General features: G+C 23.3%; 9 protein-coding genes. All 9 read right to left on the reverse strand.

Annotation, left to right across the window (positions count from 1 at the left end; translation table 11 throughout):
- Positions 1-321: 321 nt before the first annotated feature.
- On the reverse strand, positions 322-2,928 hold the full coding sequence (locus MBBAR_RS01190) for a hypothetical protein (RefSeq protein ID WP_080459448.1): 2,607 nt from the start codon (positions 2,926-2,928) through the stop codon (positions 322-324).
- The gene (locus MBBAR_RS01195) at positions 2,895-4,763 is read right to left on the reverse strand and encodes a hypothetical protein (RefSeq protein ID WP_080459449.1); all 1,869 of its coding nucleotides are present in this window, start codon (positions 4,761-4,763) and stop codon (positions 2,895-2,897) included. The genes MBBAR_RS01190 and MBBAR_RS01195 overlap by 34 nt, the downstream gene beginning before the upstream one ends.
- Before the next feature lie 995 nt (positions 4,764-5,758).
- On the reverse strand, positions 5,759-6,157 hold the full coding sequence (locus MBBAR_RS01200) for a hypothetical protein (RefSeq protein ID WP_080459450.1): 399 nt from the start codon (positions 6,155-6,157) through the stop codon (positions 5,759-5,761).
- A gap of 1,193 nt (positions 6,158-7,350) precedes the next feature.
- Complete coding sequence (locus tag MBBAR_RS01205) at positions 7,351-10,821, reverse strand: C1 family peptidase (protein ID WP_080459451.1); 3,471 nt, start codon at positions 10,819-10,821, stop codon at positions 7,351-7,353.
- 1,300 nt (positions 10,822-12,121) lie between these two features.
- Positions 12,122-12,883 (reverse strand): hypothetical protein, encoded by a 762-nt coding sequence (locus tag MBBAR_RS01210; protein ID WP_080459452.1) that lies wholly within the window; start codon positions 12,881-12,883, stop codon positions 12,122-12,124.
- A 97-nt stretch (positions 12,884-12,980) separates the two neighbouring features.
- Positions 12,981-14,786, reverse strand: a complete 1,806-nt coding sequence (locus MBBAR_RS01215) for an ATP-dependent helicase (protein WP_080459453.1) — start codon at positions 14,784-14,786, stop codon at positions 12,981-12,983.
- Positions 14,764-16,566 carry an AAA family ATPase gene (locus MBBAR_RS01220; protein WP_080459454.1) on the reverse strand — a complete coding sequence of 601 codons (1,803 nt, stop codon included), beginning with the start codon at positions 16,564-16,566 and terminating at the stop codon, positions 14,764-14,766. Before MBBAR_RS01220 ends, MBBAR_RS01215 begins: the two co-directional genes overlap by 23 nt.
- 463 nt (positions 16,567-17,029) lie before the next feature.
- Positions 17,030-17,851: a tetratricopeptide repeat protein gene (locus tag MBBAR_RS01225; RefSeq protein WP_080459455.1), complete on the reverse strand. Its 822-nt coding sequence runs from the start codon at positions 17,849-17,851 to the stop codon at positions 17,030-17,032.
- 732 nt (positions 17,852-18,583) lie between these two features.
- Positions 18,584-19,003 carry a hypothetical protein gene (locus tag MBBAR_RS01235; protein WP_080459457.1) on the reverse strand — a complete coding sequence of 140 codons (420 nt, stop codon included), beginning with the start codon at positions 19,001-19,003 and terminating at the stop codon, positions 18,584-18,586.
- Between the last annotated feature and the right edge of the window lie 24 nt (positions 19,004-19,027).

A 19,027-nucleotide genomic window follows, 5' to 3' on the forward strand; every position in this document is an offset into this window, starting at 1 on the left:
AATTGTAATTAATTGAATAAATAAGCCCATGAAAGAATTATAACTCCTTCAGTTAAAAAAAGGATAAAATAATGTATCATAAAATTTCTTGAGTTTCCATAATATTTTTTATTTTTATTCATTATACCCAATAATATGATGCTTAAAACTATAGGTAAACAAATGATATACAATATTACTGAAGAAAAAAGATTGTAACGAGTATAAAATATTAAAATTACAATCTGAATAATAATTAATAAATAAGATAGCTTCAAGATATTTGACAACATCAGCATAAATTTAACCTCTTCAGTAATAAATATTAATCCCAAATTTTCATTAAAAATAATTATATGTTTCTTGCTTAGTCATATTCCTAGCACCATTATGATCAATATAAATTGCATTATCCCTATCATAATCTCCATTACCTAAAATTGGAACTTCAATATAATTAATATAATTTGTCACATTATTTTTAAAAACAAATGTTTTTATTCTACTAGTATAAGTATTAGGATGATAACTGATATATTGCCATGTGTCCATAGGTTTAAAATCATTTCGTACTGCTACAATCAAATCTCCTTCAGCCATTAAAATAAATCCTAAACTAATAGGAAAAAGAATACCTGAAGAAATTGTAACAATTCCAAGAGAACCTTCAATGATGCCTGGAATATAAGATGGTAAATATGCCCAGTTATCAGTGATGTTAAATTTAGAAATTCCAACACCAAAGTCCCAAAAATCATTAAATATTGGACTAAACGGAGATGTTAAAGTATTCCATGCATTAGTTAAACCATTAATAAATAGATTTGTAATTGTATCATGGAAACAATATGCAATTTCATCAGATATCACACCTTTATAAACAAAACCATCATCTTCAATTAAATTTTTAACTAAACCACTTGTTGTATTTATGACCATTGAAGAATTAGACCCATCTTCTGTTGAAATAATCATCAATTCGCCATCATGAAGTATAGTGAAATTAAAATTACTAATAGCATTAAATATATTATTCAAAGAAGAACTTGTTTGAATACCTGTTAAACTCAATACATAACTTTCGATTTCCTGAATACACATTGAACTAACAAATCTGAATCCAATAATATTTGACTCATTATTACTTATAATATTCATTCCCATATTAGCATCAGGTGTATGCAAATAAGCTCTACCCATATAATTTACTCCAGCCATAGTAATTGTTATTTTTGTTCTATTCCAAGTAACATTATATTTAGGAGCAGTAGCACTCGCTAGTTTATCACTTAACCATATTGTTGTTAATGCAGTTAAAAAAGTACCATAAGCTGCTTTCATACCACCAACAGGATAAAGATTACTTTTATTTAACCATTCTTGCAACATACTATCAGTTACAATTTTTTGGACAATTGCAAAGCTTTGTACTATTTCGAATCCATTTGATGAAGCATAATTAGAACCTGTACCATATGTTATGGTTTCTTTCTTATTTATAATTTCATTATTTAATGAAAATATTGTAGTTATATTTTCTTGTGAAGTACCTCTAACTAATCTGTTTCCATAAATGTTAACTCCTAAAGGTTCTCCGGTTGCAGTATATCTGAAAACATTATAATAATATTGTGCAAAGTCTTCATATTTACAAGTCAACCAATCCGAACGATAACCGTAGCTACGGACAAATTGTTCTCTTAAACCCCACTCATCAAAACCAGGAAGCGCATTACTTAAAAAAATAGTAGACTGATTAAAGCCATTTAAAATAAAATCTACACGTTCATAATCTATTATTGCTTTATTGTATATAACTGCAAATTGATTAATGTCATCTGTTATGAAATTATAATAAGTTAATGTCATAACATCATTGAAAGCTTTAATTAAAATACCGGAATCATTAGTTGCAAAACCATCCGAAGAATTTAACTTAATTACTTGATTTTTATCAAAATAAACGAAATAAGAATCACCATTAGTAATATCAATATAACCAGAAGTAACATCATCAAACGGAGTATACATAAAAATATAAGTATTAATAGAAGTCCTAATTCTAATTTCTCTTGAGAAAGGTACTTTAATAATACCACCAATACCTGATTTTAAAACATATGAGCTTGTATTATAAACATAACCATCATATGTAACATTAACATAATTAGGAATTTCAACAGTATAATTTAAAAGATTAAAATAATATTCTAGTGTATTAGAATCACCAATTCTTCCCAAAGAATCTATTGCATAATACTGAATACTATTCAAACCTTCATTTAAAGATATATTCACAGAGTTAAAACTAGAAATCCACCGACCATTGTTAATCCTATAATAAATAGTAGAATTATTAGCAGTTAATTTAACAACTTTAGAAGATATATTATTTGAAACAACAATAGGATATAAAATAATACTTTTGATTTCTTTTACTAAGTAAATATCTAATATAAAATAATGAGATGCTTCATAAGAAGCCAATCCATTTTCAGTATAGACAGTTTTATTATTTAAAATTCGATAATCAGTAGTTTTTGTTATTATTGTGATTGGAATATTATTTGGAATATTTCCTTGAGAATAAACATTATCACCAAGATTATTATAAGTAAAATCTAAAATAAGCGTCCTACTATTTATTACATATATAGTCATCACAATCCAAGAATTATGAATAATATTATCGCTGCCAGGAGCTAATATTTGATCATTTGTAACATTATTTGTTCCCCACCAATTATTGTTTGCAATAACAGAACCATTAATATTTTTAATTTTACCTTTTATATTGTTAAATCTTAAATTACTAACACTATTACTAAATGTAATATTGTTCAAATTATTACAATAAAAAGTAATATTATCTGAATAAAAAATACTTGCATTATTAATATTATTAGAACTTAAGTTCATATTAGATGAGTTTTCAACAAATAATCCCATACACTGTTAGAAGAAAAAACATTATTACTATGAGTATTATTCAAATTTAAATAATTAATTATATTGTTAGAAATTATGCTGAAATTAGAATTACTCATATATAAATTATCAATTTGATTATTTGAAATATTTAAATTATTAGAATTAAGTATTATAGTATTGTTTTTAATATTATTTGAAGATATGTTACTGAAATTAGAATTGTTTATAGATGAGATATTGATCTGGTTATTTGAAATATTTAAGTTATTGGAATTAAATATATCGATTTTAGTAATATTGTTTAAATAAATTATACAATAATCAGAACTATCCATATATATACTATTAATTCGGTTGTTTGAAAGATTTAAATTATTAGAATTAAATATTTCAGTAATATTTTTAATATTGTTTGAAAAAAATGTGTTAAAGTTAGAATTATTCATTAATAAATTCTCAATTTGATTATTTAAAATATTTAAATAATTAGAGCTTTTTATTGTTAAATTCTTAATATTAAAATTTGAAATTTTAGAACCACTACCACCCTCATTAATTAAAAAATTATTTATAATTAAATTACGACCGTTTATTGTTAAATTTTTATTAAGGAATATATCCCCACTACTATGAGATCCACATAATTCTAAAGTATGACCATTTAAAGTATAAACATCATCAATTGCTTCTTGTAAATTTTTATAATAATTACTAGTATTACGATTAAAAATAAAACTTTCATCTTCAAATAACATGATTGGCATATAGTAGTCAATTAATAAATAAAATGAATTAATATTATATGGTAGATTTAGTTCAGCATAGCCATTGTTTATCTCAGATGTCATGATATTATAATCCCAATACATTTGATACAGTATATTAATTTTATTCATACTTCCTAAAGATGAAATATCTTCATTGAAATTATTAAAATTAAAATTAAGCAGTGTTTTATAGTTTATTATATCAAATTTAGGAATAATCCACTTATCTAAAACAACATTAGACCCCTGATTTCTAATAAGTTCATTTTTAATACTTTCAAAATAGCTAGGATCATATGTTATCATTTCCATCCAATACCATAAATTATTATCTAAATCTAAATAACTACCTCCTGCATCTATATCTCCATAAGGATAATAATCAATTTTATCAAACAGATTAAATCTAAAAGTGGAATTACTACCTCCAGATAATATGAATAATCCATTAGTATTCTGTTTTATCTTATTACTTTCAAATAAATTATAATAAGAAATACTTATCATAATAACAGGATTACTTGTGGGCCAATTCATATTATTATTATAATGGTCAAAAAAATTGTTACAAAAAACATTTTCATGTGCATTATAAAGATCCAATGAATTTATAGTAAAACCTGAAATATTACACCCAACTACATAATGAACATATAGATTGCCTATTGTAGAATTATACTGATTAACACAGGTTATAGTCAAACCATTACGAGATAAAATAATATTTTCATAATAACCCTCAAAGACTATCAATTTTTCCCCTTTGTTTGCATTATCAATAGCTTGTTGTAAATCATTAAAATAAGAACCTGTATTTTCATTAAAAACATTACCCGGATAATTAGTACTTTGAATATTCATCTGCTCAATATCAAAATCTGAAATTTCACTAGGACTATTATTAACTGATTCAGCTTTATTCTGAGTATCAGACTCATTTACAACAGACTCATTAATTACATAATCACTATCACTATTAAAGTCAGTACTATTATCATAACTACTATTATCACTAGCAGCAACACCATTCATACAAAAATAAATACATAAAACCAATATAGCTATATAAAAATACTTTCTTGACATATAAATTCACTTAAACCTTACATGATAATTTTGAAATTTATAATAAAAAATGAATAATTAAATATTATTTGATAAGTTATCAATTAAACTTTATAAATATTTATAAAAACATCAAAAAGAAAAAAATAAATACTAATAAAAAACAAAAGTAATAAAGATATAATACAAAAAAAACAAAAAATAAATACAAAATAAAATATAAAAATTATAACAAAAAATCTAAATCAATAAAACAAAAAACACACAAAAATCATTTTATATAAATAATAAAAAATATTATTAATTTAAAGTAATACTTTATAATAAAAAAATATATCCAAAATCATACATAATTAGCGGGTTTAAAAAATACTCCTAATCGTTAGAGCGCGAGTTCAAATCTCGCCAAGTCCGTTAACTATAATTTAATAGGAAGAGATTAGATTAAACACTGAATAAAATACTAATTTTCAGAATACTTAAATTATTCTTACAGAAACCGTTAATGAAAATACTAGTTTTCGAGATATCTATTAATTTAAACTAATGAAACTATAAGAACAAGTTATTTAGGGTCCTAGATTTTTGGGAAAAATTGAAGTAATATATGGTCCTATTTAACATGAGTGAAGTTCGCTGCATATTTGTCCTATAAAAGTACAAATTTTATGGTGTTTTTGAGTGAAAATTCTAAAATTTAAAGCTTTGATTTTAATAATAAAGAAAATCCACATACCTCAAAATTGGGTGAAAAGTGACATTATGGAAAATACTTTAAACTAATATTCAATAATTTTACTAAATACAAATGAATTTTAAGCCAAATTTCATTTGTACTTTTAGAAACTCATCACCGTCCTAGCTTAAAACATATCAAATAACCATTATACATTCTTCATTTTTTCATAAAAATCTAGGGCCCTAATTATTTTTATATCCTATATAAATTTTTCATATTATTATGAAAACTAATAATTAACCTCTTCAATCATGAAATACATATATAATCTCTATTATTAAACAAATAATGGTGTTAATAAATAAACTACTGCTAAAAAAAGAATTATCCCAATTATTACCCCAATTAACTTGTTAAATGTTTTAGTTTGGATAATATAATCAAAGTTAATTGTTAAATCATTTTCATCGACTGATTTAGAACCTATATTGTAAACTTTTCGATCTTGTTTTTTATTATAATATTGACCAATTTTATTTGTTGTTATGGCTAATAAAGCAAAATATATAATTATAAAAATAAAAGTTCCAATAGCTCCTAATCCACTTTGATTAACAGGAATATCAACACCAGGGAGCATACTTAACCATGATGGATTTGTTATTACAACAATCAATAATAAAAATAACGTACTAATTGTTATTGTAATTATTTCTAAAAAATTTTTATTACTCATAAAATAACCTCTAAACATATATTTAATATTAGTTATAATACCTTACTTAAAAATTGCAACCACATATTAATATTTTAATTTCCTATAAAAATTTTTAAACATTCCTTAAATTAAAATTAAAGAGTGTTTAAAATATATTAACAAATATTCAATACTAAATATCCATTACAAAACTTTGGTAATATAATATAATCTTTATTTTAAATAAATATTCTAATAAAAACTATAATTAATATTTTGTCTAAAAATATATAAAAATTACTATTTGATAATACAAAAAAATACAACAAATTTTAGATTAAAATTATTTAAAAATAGTAACCTATTTCGAAAATGAATTTAATAAGAATTTTTTCAAGGCTTTATAGCCTTTTAAAACAAAATGCAACAAATATCTGAAATATTAAACTCCAACACCCATAACACTAAAAAAATTACCTAATTTTTTCTTGAAAAACTTTATAAATGATTTAAAATTAGATTTTTCATAATGCCTTTATACACCACTTCAATTTAAGTAATTTTCATGAAAAATTTATACTTATTTTTAAGTTATTGAGAATAATTCACTATTAAAATCAATATTATCAATTAAATATAATTCATATTCTTATGCTCATATTTTTTTAAATTACACTGAATACTAGCCAATAACATTAACTCTTTTTTAAATATGAAAAACATTAATAATTCTATAAAAACAAACCTAATAATCTCATAATTAATAGGTCTAAAGTCTAATTATAATAAAATCTATTTAAGATTGAAAAATAATCCTTTTTCATATAATAAAACTTATTAAAAAAATTTAAACAATGAAAAACTAACTCTATACACTACAATGAATTTAAATAAATCTCACAACTCTTATTAAAATATCAAACACCCTCATAATTTCATAAATACTCTTAAAACAACTCTCATTAATTCAAATAAAATATAATTTTATTAAACTCAATTATTAAGAAAAATAGCCCAAAAAAAATATAAATCTCTCTTTTTATAACAAATCAACCAAAATTCTAATTGAAAAAAAAAATAAAACAAAAATACTTTAAGATTATATAAAGACAAAAGGATTCAGAAATCTAATAATAATAATACATTTAAAGTATTAAATATTAATAATTTATTTAAAAGAGAGGAGAAATAATCTCTCTTTTTAAAAAAAATAGTTTAAATATTTTTTATACTTATTTAACTTTAAAACTTAATTTATTATTATATAATAATTTTATATAATTGTTTTTAACAAGTTTTGGTGTTAAATTATATTTGCCTTTTTTAGCTTTTAAATTCCATTTTATAGCTGCTGATTTTGCTTTGTTGACTTTTAAGTTTTTAATCATCCATGTTAATGTTTTTGTTTTCTTATTGTAAGATATTTTACCTGTACTTACTTTAGGTTTTTTATAAGTTAACCCTTTAGCTAGTTTAAAAGTTAATTTAAAAGTTCCTTTATTATATCCCAAATTAGCTATTATACTTTTTATTTTAGCTGTTCTCTTTTTAACTAAAAGTTTATTCTTGATTTTTAACTCAGATAATTTAGGAACAGTTAATTTACTAGATTTAGAACTACTATCATACACTGAAGTATTAGTAAATATTCCTTTAACAATTAAATTACCTGTTTTTCCAACTTTATATTTATAAGTAGCTACTCCTTTAGAATTTGTTTTTCCTTGTCCTACATATTTACCATTAACATAAAACTTAACAGTTTGACCAGCTAAAGTTTTACCATTGGATTTAAGGGTAGTAGACAATGTGACTAGTTTATTATAAGTTCCTTTAAAATTATTCATAGTTATAGTGGTTAATAAACCTTTTACATTGAATATTGTAGTGTTAGTAAATCCAGTATAGTTTTCATTACCTTGATAATTAACAGTTACATTAATTTTCCCTGTTTTGTTAGTAATATAATTTAAACTCCAAATACCATTATTACTAATAAAAACTAAGATCTGATTTCCATCAACAATAACATTTAAAATATCAGAACCATTACCAGAGTAATTAGCTAACTGGCCATTAATAGTGACATTTCGACCAATATCAACAATAGATGGACCAACAATAATAGTTGAATTAGTGATTATTGGATTTTTAACAGTATAAACTTTTAAACAAGCAGTCATATTTAATTCATATAAATCCACCCATTCACCATCACCCAAATTAACAAATGAAGTATTAGCTAATAAATGACTTCTACTATACTGCATTACAGGGATTACTGATGATTTCATAACAACTTTAAATATATCACCTTTTTTAATTTGAATATAATCATTTAATTTAATAGTTGCAAATCCTGGGAAATTTGTCTTACCTTCCTGAATATATTTTAAAACACCATTTACATAAATTGAAATCTCATAATCATTATCATAATCATCAAAATAAGTACCTACTGCAGCTATTAAATCATCCTCAATAGCTTCAAACTCATTAGAATAATAAACATAAGTAGAATTAAGAGGAGAAGATATGAATCTTGAAAGACCAGATAAATCATATTGATAATTTTTATTATAATTTACAGTATTATTTATTATATAACCTGAAGATATACCATCAGTGGCAAAAGAAGTATCATAATAGGATACATAAAAATAACCACCGTCTGCCCAATCAGTTCCCCAACTATTTTTAACAATGAAAGCACCATCACCTATAGGAGTAGTTGCAAAATTATCTTTACTATAATTATCATCCCATCCAATAACAGAAACTGCATGGTTAGCATGGTCTGATCCATTATAATAATATGCATTTGTACTTGGATTAAAATATGAATTATTTACATGATAAGAAACAGTTAATGCACCATACTTTAATATAGCATCTTTAATTAGATTATTATCCATAGAACCATTACGTGGAGGAATTATAATTATATCTTGAATATGAATATCATTATTTGTAACTATTATTGGAGAAATTTTCCCAAGTTCATCATAGCTGTCATATTCTGTAGGAAATGTACCTAACCAACTTAAAAGATAAGCAAGAGCAGTCCAATCTCCTCCCCCTTCTGTTAATCCAATTATTCCATATTTAGAATATTGAACCATTGAATTTTGCATATTATTTTCAGAAAAATCATATTCTATATTTGTTGCTTTTAATAAAGCAGATTCAAGAGCACCTAAAGCTCCAAATGTCCAACAAGCACCCATTGATCCTTGATTTTTAACCGAACTCACCCATCCAAAATCACGTAAATCAAATTTAGAAGGTAAATTAACAAGAATAATACTATTATTCACTAATGCTAAGACAGCACCAGGGTATGTCATTATAAAAGCATAAGGAGTGTTATTTAAAGAAATTGTATCATTATTATACTGATTGTTAGTAAGGTTGATGTCTTTAGAAAAGTCACAATATATTCCACTTCCATTTACTGCAGAATTGTTAATAAAAATAGTGTCAGATACTGATAAATTAGTATCATATGTATATATAGCTCCACCATTTAAAGTAGCAGAATTATTTTCAAGTGTTGAATTTAAAAGTACGATTTCAGAATTATCAAAGTATAATGCTCCTCCTTGAGCGCCTCTATCTGATAAATTATATAAGACTTTATTTCCTGTAAAATTAGATCTTGCTATGAATACATTAGAAAAAGATGTATAAATAGCTCCACCATCCAAATAAGCAGAATTATTTCTAAAATTAGAATCAGATACAATTAAATCGCCATTTAATAAAAGCAATGCTCCTCCAAAATTAGATGAACAATTAATAAAATCAGAATCATAAATTTCTAATTCATATCCAGAACTATTTTCATACCTATATTGACTGTCAAAATATATTGCTCCACCATTACTTTCAGAAGTAGTATTAATAAAAGTAGAATTATTTATAATTGCATAATAATTATCTTTTAAACCAATAGCCCCTCCGGTTTCATTTACATGAATATTAAGAAAACTAGTATTATAAATTCTCAAATAACCATTTGAAGAATAAATAGCTCCTGCATACTTACTTGAGATATTTGCAAAAGTAGAGTTAACTATGGTAACATTAGAATTTATAAAATATAGATTAGACCATGTTGCACTATTATTTATAAATTCCACATCAGAAATATTTAAATTACCTCCAATTTTATAGATTGCAGCACCATTATTTGCAGAATTATTTGTAAAAGTACTACTATTTAATGAAAAATTAGCACCACCTGAATTGAAAATAGCACCACCCACATTTGCGGAATTATTAAAAAAATTAGTATTTGTTATTTTGAGTGTTCCTTGTGAGTAGATTCCTCCACCAGCACCTGCTGTATTTCCATTGATTAATGTTATGTTTATGAGTGTGAGTGTGTTTCCTGTTGTGATGTTGAATATTCTTCCAGTTTTTTCAGCATCAATAATTGTATTTTCTCGACTTTTACCTACTATTGTCAAGTTCTTATTTACAATTATACCATTAACATTGCTTATATGTGAAAAATTGTATGTTCCTGTGTCTAAATATATATTATCAGTATCATTTGCCATATCTACAACATTGCTTAATGTATCGTTCGTTGTATTTATATGGATATCTGCTGCACTTGTAATTGATAAGGTTAAGAAAAATAGTATCAATATTAAAGTGAGTATCATTCCTTTGGATAAATTTTTAAAAGTTTTCATAATATTTTTTTCCTCATTATCTAATTATTATATAATCATATTTAAATCAATTATATATTCTTCAAAATTTTAAAATAACTCCTTGAAATAAGTTTAAATGATTCTTTATCAGATTTAAAGATAATACAGAATCTTTAAATTTATCATATACAAAAAAGTTATTGACATAAATTCTTTTTTTAGCTTCATCATTTAATATTTACTCTATACAATTATCTGTATTTTTTATTATTATATTTAGATCATTCCCAATAGTTATATTAGTATTTTTTGATCCAATGTATTTTCCTTTTTCAAGAGATATTATATCATTTCCATTTGCAATTGCACCTTTATTCCATCTTGATTTGTATCATTAATTGTAATTTCACTTGCATAGGTTGTATTTATTGCTAAACAGAGTAGTATAGTTATTAAAGAAACCAATATTATTATTTATTTCCTTTTTTCATTTTTAATTTTCCCCCTTTTAACACTATTTATTCATTAATATATATATTTTTAGGCATACCTAAATCTTTATTATTTCTACTACAACATATTATTATATCTTTATAAAATCCTTATATATCATGGAAATTTTAGTAGTAATATTAAAATTTATAAAAAGTAATATTTAAATAATACTATTATTTTTTATCTTAATTAATAAAAACAATACTTTGAAACTATTTAATGAGTTATGAATAATGAACAATTACAATATGCTAAAACTTAGAAAATTGAAAATATATATGTTACTACTATTATTATTAAATCTAACTGTTTATTTTTCTATTTGCTTGCCACATTAATCTATATAGGGCTATGCTACTAATAATATTATAAATAAGTTAAATAATTACTTCTAATCTTACAATCAAGGGTTCAAATCTCGCCAATTCAATTCACTATATTTTAGCATTAAAAAATAATAAATAATAATGATAATAATATATAAACATTTAATAAATTACTAATTTTCAAAATACCTCAATTATTATTGTAGAAACAGTTAATTAAACTATTAGATTTAAAGTAACTATTAGTTTAAAATGATGGAAATATAAGAATAAGTTATTGAAAAAAGAATATTAAAAAGTAGCTATCGAAAATTATAAATTACATTCCTAATTTTAAATAATAATATATAAAAAAAGTATATTAAAAATAAATATAATTAATGAGTTTAAAAAATAATCCTAATCTTAAGATTGAGGGTTTAAATCCCTCCAAGTCCGTTTTTAAAAATTGTTAATTTAAATTGGTGTTTTTAAACTATTTTCACAAATTGGGCTGTAATATTGTTTGTTAAATCGATTTAATCATCTAAAAATTCTACTTTTAATATTGTATCAATAGGTGTAGTTTTTATTGCAATACTAAGAACATTTAAAAATACCATAAGTTTTGCACGATTATTTTCAAGTGATTCTAAACTACTGTTTAATATATGGTCAAAAATACCTTTAAAAGCTACTCCATATTCTGTTTCAGAATCTAAATTTTCGTACCTTTTCTGAAAATTTTCAAGATTATCATTAATTTTTAATTTCACAAATTCAAAATCCTCTTCTAATTTAAACATTTCTCTTTCATCGTTTTTCGCAATCAATTCCCGAATATTTTCATAATATATCCTATATATGAAATATGGTAAATATTTTAAATAGTTTTTAGAAAAAATCTTACATAAGTTATATGTTACATATTTCTCTTCGTTTTTTGAATTAATAATATGTTCTAAATCTGCAACAAATTGACTTAATGCATCCTCAATTTCATCTTTTCTTAACTCAATAGACATCATTTTTCTTGTTTGCTCTATTTGTTTATTATTATGTTTATTGTTGATGAAATTTGTTATAAACATGATATAAATTGAAGTAACAGCAATTAAATATGAACCTTTATTAGAATCTGAAGAAGCAAAAAAGAATACAGCTCCAATTGCAAATAAAAATATTATTGTTGCTATTATAAGAATACTATTATTTTTTATACTTTCTCTTAATTTTTCTATTTTACTTTTTTCTAACTCAATTCCTTTAAATTTTGAAATTATCACTTCAAATTCGTCCATTTAATCACCAATATATATTAATTGTTTTGTTTCTCATATTTTTCTAAATCGTGTGATTAATTATCAAAGATAGGTTAAAAGATTTAATAATGTTTGATTATGAAAAAACATCGAATAAAGTAGATTGTGAACTTAAAATCTTTTCATCGGACTTAAAATCTTCAAAAAAGTTTTTCCAATATTCAATTTCACTTGTTGGAACTGCCACTTGTAAAATTTTCTCAGGTCGTGTCATTCCCACATATACAATTCTTAATTCTTCACTTTCACAAAGGTAAGTATTATTTTTTAGAAGTGTTTTATAATGACTACCTTTTGCACCTTGTTTCTTCAAAAAAAGTAAAACTGCTTTAAAAGATTTTCCTTTAACACTGTGTACCGTACCTATGTGGTATTTAATATCTTTATTATTGAGATTGTTGGAAAAAATATCACTAAAAATTAAATCTTCCTTAAAATAAGCATGACCTCTTTTACTTTTTATCATGTTCAACTCATATTCAATATTATTCTCATGAAATATGTTGTTAGTTTTAATTATCCATTCATTAATATTTGATTTTAAACTTGTATGTGGAAGTAAATTAATAATATTATAAATATGAGTTCTATGATTATAAAAGCCAACATTTTTTATTATTTCTGAAATTTCTTCTTGTTTTACATGAGTAAAATTATTATACATTTCAAATATTGCTTTTTCAATTAATTTAAATCCGTCTAGCTTGTTTTGATTATCCCATAAAAATTTTCCATACAGAAAATCTTTTGTATATGCAATTTTTTCAGGACTCGAATTTTTTCCTGATTTCCAGATACTATGAATAGTTTCATCAGTATATTTGTTATTAATTAAAAATTCTTTTAAAAAATTATCACTTCTATATAAAACTGCAACAGACTCTTTAGATAAAGATATACTATATTTTTTGCATAATTTTAAATATTTTTGAATTATATCATTAATATTTTCATTATCATATGGAATGAATTCTGGAATATAGCTGATATTATCTAGATTTTTTTCTTTTCCTGTTGAGTATTCTATTTCTGAAAGTTTAGAAGTAACTTTACATATCTCTTCAGAGCTTCTAAAGTTTTTATTGAATATTATAGAATTATGTTCCCATTCCTCGAATTTACCATTGAAAAGTTCTGGATTAGCATTATTCCACTCATAAATAGCTTGTTCAGGATCACCTATTAATATTATTTCGTTCAAACCGTGTTTAATTAAAATATCAAAAATTTTTATTTGAATATCAGAAGTATCCTGAGCTTCATCAATTATAAAATTAGGAAATCTTAAAGCAATTGCTTTAGCAACATTAGGATAATTTTTAAGGATTTTCATTGAAAAATAATTAGCATCGGCTTGATTAGCATAACCACTACTGATTAAAGATTTTTTACATCTTTTCACTTCTTTTAATTCAGGTTCAGTTAGACCATAATCTCCCATTTCAACTATATTTTCATTAATATCATAAGTAAACTTGTCAAAATAGCTACAACCATGAGATTTAGCATGCCATTTTCCATGAGGTTCTCCTACAAGAATTGGTCTTTCATTAACCCCCATAACAAGATGACCATAAGGTAAAAATATATATTTATTTATAAAACTATCAATTGTACCAATATAATGTGGGAAAAGAATAGATTTATTGCTCCACTTGATAAATCTCTCTTTAATTTCATCAGCTGCAACATTAGTGAAAGATAAAGTTGCAACTCCAGAATAACTTTCATTCCAATTAGTTATAATATTAAAAAGTTTCCTAGATATTGTAGTTGTTTTTCCACTTCCAGGACAAGCTTTAACAACAAATTTTCCATTTTTTTCCAAACTAATAACTTCTTTCTGCTTTTTAGTCCATTTAATCGTTTTTTCCAATGGCAAATTCTATTGCCTCCACAATATAATTTGGAACTTTGAATTTATTTTTAACTTCTGATTCACTATTTAAAAGCATAGATAATTCCCAAGCAAATTCTGATTTTTCCTTAATTTTAAGATTATTGAATATAAACTGTTCTTTGTAAATCATACCTTTTATTTTTTCAGAAAATTTTTTACCCATGGTGGGATGAACTTTTTTATATAAAGGAGTTAATATTTCTATATTTTTATTACTAGCATTGAATAATGCAAATTCGAATGTTTTCATCCCTCCAAAAACCCTTAAATTAATATCTTCAGTTTTTTTCAATGATTTAAATGTATTTGATGGTCTAGAAAATAGATTTTTTCTATCATCATCTGTTACTATAGAACATCGAGATGTTAAAATATTTTTTGTTGTATTATTTTCAAAATTAATGTTTTTTGAAAATAAAGGAATAAAATGTTTAAAAGATAATCCATTTACATTTACTAATTCAACCCCTTGCTTATCAAAGTTATATCCTAAAATTTCTCCAAAAATAGGCAATAATAATGCTTCAGAAATACCTTCAACTAATATAACAGATTTAGCGAAAAATAGTTGTGATTTTGTAACGTCTAAAAATTTAAGAAGATACTTCTTATTATCCAATGATAAATTAGAATTTTTCATTGAAATATTATTTATAGAATTGTTAAAATTTTGTAAAATAATTAGCGAATCCAGATCAGATTTTGCAGTTAGTGTGGGCGAATGGGACGAAACAAAAATTTGGAATCCTTGATTTTTTTCAGTGTTTAGCTCTTTATTCAGTTCATTTAAATAATTAAAAAATAAATTTTGTAGTTGTGGGTGTAAATGAGCTTCTGGCTCTTCAACTAATAAACTTACATATGAACCTTTTTCTATCTTATTTAAATCTTTCAAATCTCCTAAAAGAATCGATATATAGATTAAATTATTATATCCTAACCCATTTTGATGCAATTCCAGATATTTTTGTTCTAAATCACCTGTTTCGTTGGAATATGGTAATAATATTTTAAATTTTTCAACAAAATCCTCAAAATTATGTGGTAAAAATTTTATATTAATATCTATGTCATCAATAGTAGTTTGAGTCAGATGAGTACTAATATATTCCTTTTTAGCTTTTTCAATGAATTCAAATATTTTTTCATCTTTAATTGCTTCATTTAAGCTTTTAATCATCTCATCTTTATCAAAATCCTGACTCAATTCTTTAGAATCAATCTTTGAAAAAAATTGGGCTAGTTTACTATTTCTCCCTGGATGTAAATGTCTTCTGGCATCTCTCAATGCACCTAAATAAACATGATAAAAAAGCTGAAAAACTTCATTTGAAATATTTTGACCTTCATTTTCTCCACCCCAAATTTTATAATTTATTCTTTCAATAGGAGCTGAAGTATTTAAATTATATCTAAAATTAAGTTCTAAACAATCATTTTTTGGGTTATATAATTCAATGAAACAAGCTTTTTCAAATTCATCGTTTATTTTAAAAAATAAATTAAATTCTATATCATCTAATAAGTTAAAATCGTTATTGATATGAAAATCGCTTTTATTTATATAAATTTCCCTTTTTTGATCTTTAAATCCAATACATAATCTCAATGCATCAATAATAGCTGTTTTTCCAGAATTATTTTCTCCAATTAATACATTTAAACCTGGGTTAAAATTTAAAGTAGTTTCTTTTATTAATCTAAAATTTTTAATTTTAAATTTTTCAAGATACAGAAAATCACCTACACTAAGTTCAATAATTCATTAATCCATATGTTGTTATTCAACATATTTTAAAACTTCTTTTCCTTTTATCTGTTAATCTGATAAATTCCTTATTTCATCATTTAATAATTATTCTATACAATTATAGGTATTTTTTATTATTATAATTTTCTATATTAATCATACAACAATACACATAAATGAATAATCTATTAAAAAAGTAAATTAATGAAAAATAGTATTAATATTAGGGTTTAAAATCCCTTCAAGTTTATTCAATCATTCTTGAATAAAAATAATAATGGATTAAATGAAAGAAAAAATTCTATTTTTATTAAACTATCAAAATAAATACAAGATTTGATAAATGGAACAATACTTTTTGAAATTGGATATTAAATTAAAAGTCCTGAAAAGGCAAAACAAACAAGTTTAAAAAATGATAAAATCTTAAAAATAATTTAATTCATGCAACATAATCTTTAAAATATAAAAAAAATTACTTTTTAGGATTATTAATTTTCTCTAAAATCATAGGTTTAAGTTCAATAGCTTCTTCCATTTCAGGATTCAAATTTAAAGTCTCATTTATACAATTTAAAGCTTCATCAAACATTCCTAATTCCGCTAAAGCAGAACCCTTATTATACCATGTAATAAAATTATCTGGAGAAATTTCAAATGCATTATCAAAATAAATCAAAGCATCTTTCTTTTTACCTAACTTATATAATGCTAAACCTTTACTAGATAATATACTAGCATAATCTTCTTTTAAATATAAATCATGATTAAAATAGTTTAAAGCTTTATTAAAACATTTTAAAGCATCATCATATAGCTTTTGATGTGAAAAAACTATGCCTTTATTGTATAAAGCAATATAAGAAGTTTTATCAATTAATAATACTTCATCATACTTTTTTAATGCATCATCATATCTTTTTAATTCAGTTAAGCAAATAGCTATTTTTATCAACAATGAAATGTTATCTTGATTTAGTTTTAATGCCTCATTATAAGCTACCAAAGCATCTTCAAATTTAAATTTTTCCTCTAAAATAAGACCTTTATTATACCAAGAATGACAATTAGGCTCAATTTTTAATGCAATATCAAAACAAACCAAAGCTTCATCTTCACTATCTAAATTTGATAGCGCAATACCTTTTCCATTCCACGCAGCATAATCCTCTTTATCAATCTCCAATATTTTTTGATAAAAGTCCAAAGCATCTGAATAAAAACCATCATTAACACAATCCAAAGCCTTTTTATGTAATGATCTAACTCTAAAACCTTTAAAAATAATAAAAAACATCCCCTATAAACAATACTACAAGTTTAATAATTAATAAAAGCATGTTAAATAATCCATTTAAAAAAAAATCAAAAATAACTATTAAATAGTTATCAATAAGAAAAAAATCTATCATCTATATTTTAAATCAATATTAGGTTTAATAGCTTTAATTATTAAAATTACAATTCCAAAAATTCCTAAATAGAATATTATTTGTCCTTTAAAATCATTCAAATAAGTTGAAATATTATTACTAAAAATACTAATTATTAAATAAATTATTTGTATACTAATAAAAACTAAAATTAAAAAATAATATAGTTTTAAATTTAACCTAATTGATTCTATTTGAGAAATAATATACCCAAGAATTCCTATAGAAATATCCAGGATTAGGAAAATCAATGAAACCCACTATACTACCAATTAATGAAAATGCAAGAAATATACAAAGATCCCTATTATAAATTTTAAATCACTCCCCTATAATAAATATATTATAAAAAGCTTCTTAAATTAAAAAGAAATAAAAACACCATAAACTAAAATACAAACCTTATATAAAAAAATATAAATTTTAAAATCAAAGTCCAAACTCCTCAAGATTAGACAATTAATAGATTACTAATTTTTAGAATACCTCAATTATTCTTACAGAAACTATTAATTAAAATACTAGATTTAAAGATAACTATTAATTTAAACTAATGAAACGATTAAAATAATTTATTTAAAGAAAAAATATAAAATTTAAGATTTATTCTTTAGAATATGATTGTTAATATATGAAATGAATTCATTGACAAAATAATGTTTTAAAAAGAAGCGCTTGACGAAAGGAGGCGTAATTATTAATTCATTACCATCTACTACTTTAATTAGAATTTCACTAGTGATTTCTGTATTGTATACATTGATTATATTTTCCCAAATTATTTTCATCTGCTTGTTTTTATGACTAGTTTGATGAATAACTATTCCATTATTGTCAACTCTAAAATTAGCATTTATTTTATGAGCCAATCTATCTACAGCTAATGCATCAAAAGGATTCATTCTTATTCTACTATACATTGTTGATATGGAGGGGTCATGAAGGCTATTTTCAGAGCATTCTATTGTTCCCCCCCATCCATTTTTCATTATTTTTAAAAAAGTATCATAGGACATTGTATCTCTTACTCTAATTTTCAA

The organism is Methanobrevibacter arboriphilus JCM 13429 = DSM 1125, from assembly GCF_002072215.1.
Taxonomy (GTDB): domain Archaea; phylum Methanobacteriota; class Methanobacteria; order Methanobacteriales; family Methanobacteriaceae; genus Methanobinarius; species Methanobinarius arboriphilicus.

Coding starts and splice junctions, on each gene's coding strand:
- MBBAR_RS01195 (WP_080459449.1), bottom strand. CDS start 4,763: ATGTCAAGAAAGTATTTTTATATAGCTATATTGGTTTTATGTATTTAT.
- MBBAR_RS01200 (WP_080459450.1), bottom strand. CDS start 6,157: ATGAGTAATAAAAATTTTTTAGAAATAATTACAATAACAATTAGTACG.
- MBBAR_RS01190 (WP_080459448.1), bottom strand. CDS start 2,928: ATGGGATTATTTGTTGAAAACTCATCTAATATGAACTTAAGTTCTAAT.
- MBBAR_RS01210 (WP_080459452.1), bottom strand. CDS start 12,883: ATGGACGAATTTGAAGTGATAATTTCAAAATTTAAAGGAATTGAGTTA.
- MBBAR_RS01205 (WP_080459451.1), bottom strand. CDS start 10,821: ATGAAAACTTTTAAAAATTTATCCAAAGGAATGATACTCACTTTAATA.
- MBBAR_RS01225 (WP_080459455.1), bottom strand. CDS start 17,851: ATGTTTTTTATTATTTTTAAAGGTTTTAGAGTTAGATCATTACATAAA.
- MBBAR_RS01235 (WP_080459457.1), bottom strand. CDS start 19,003: ATGTCCTATGATACTTTTTTAAAAATAATGAAAAATGGATGGGGGGGA.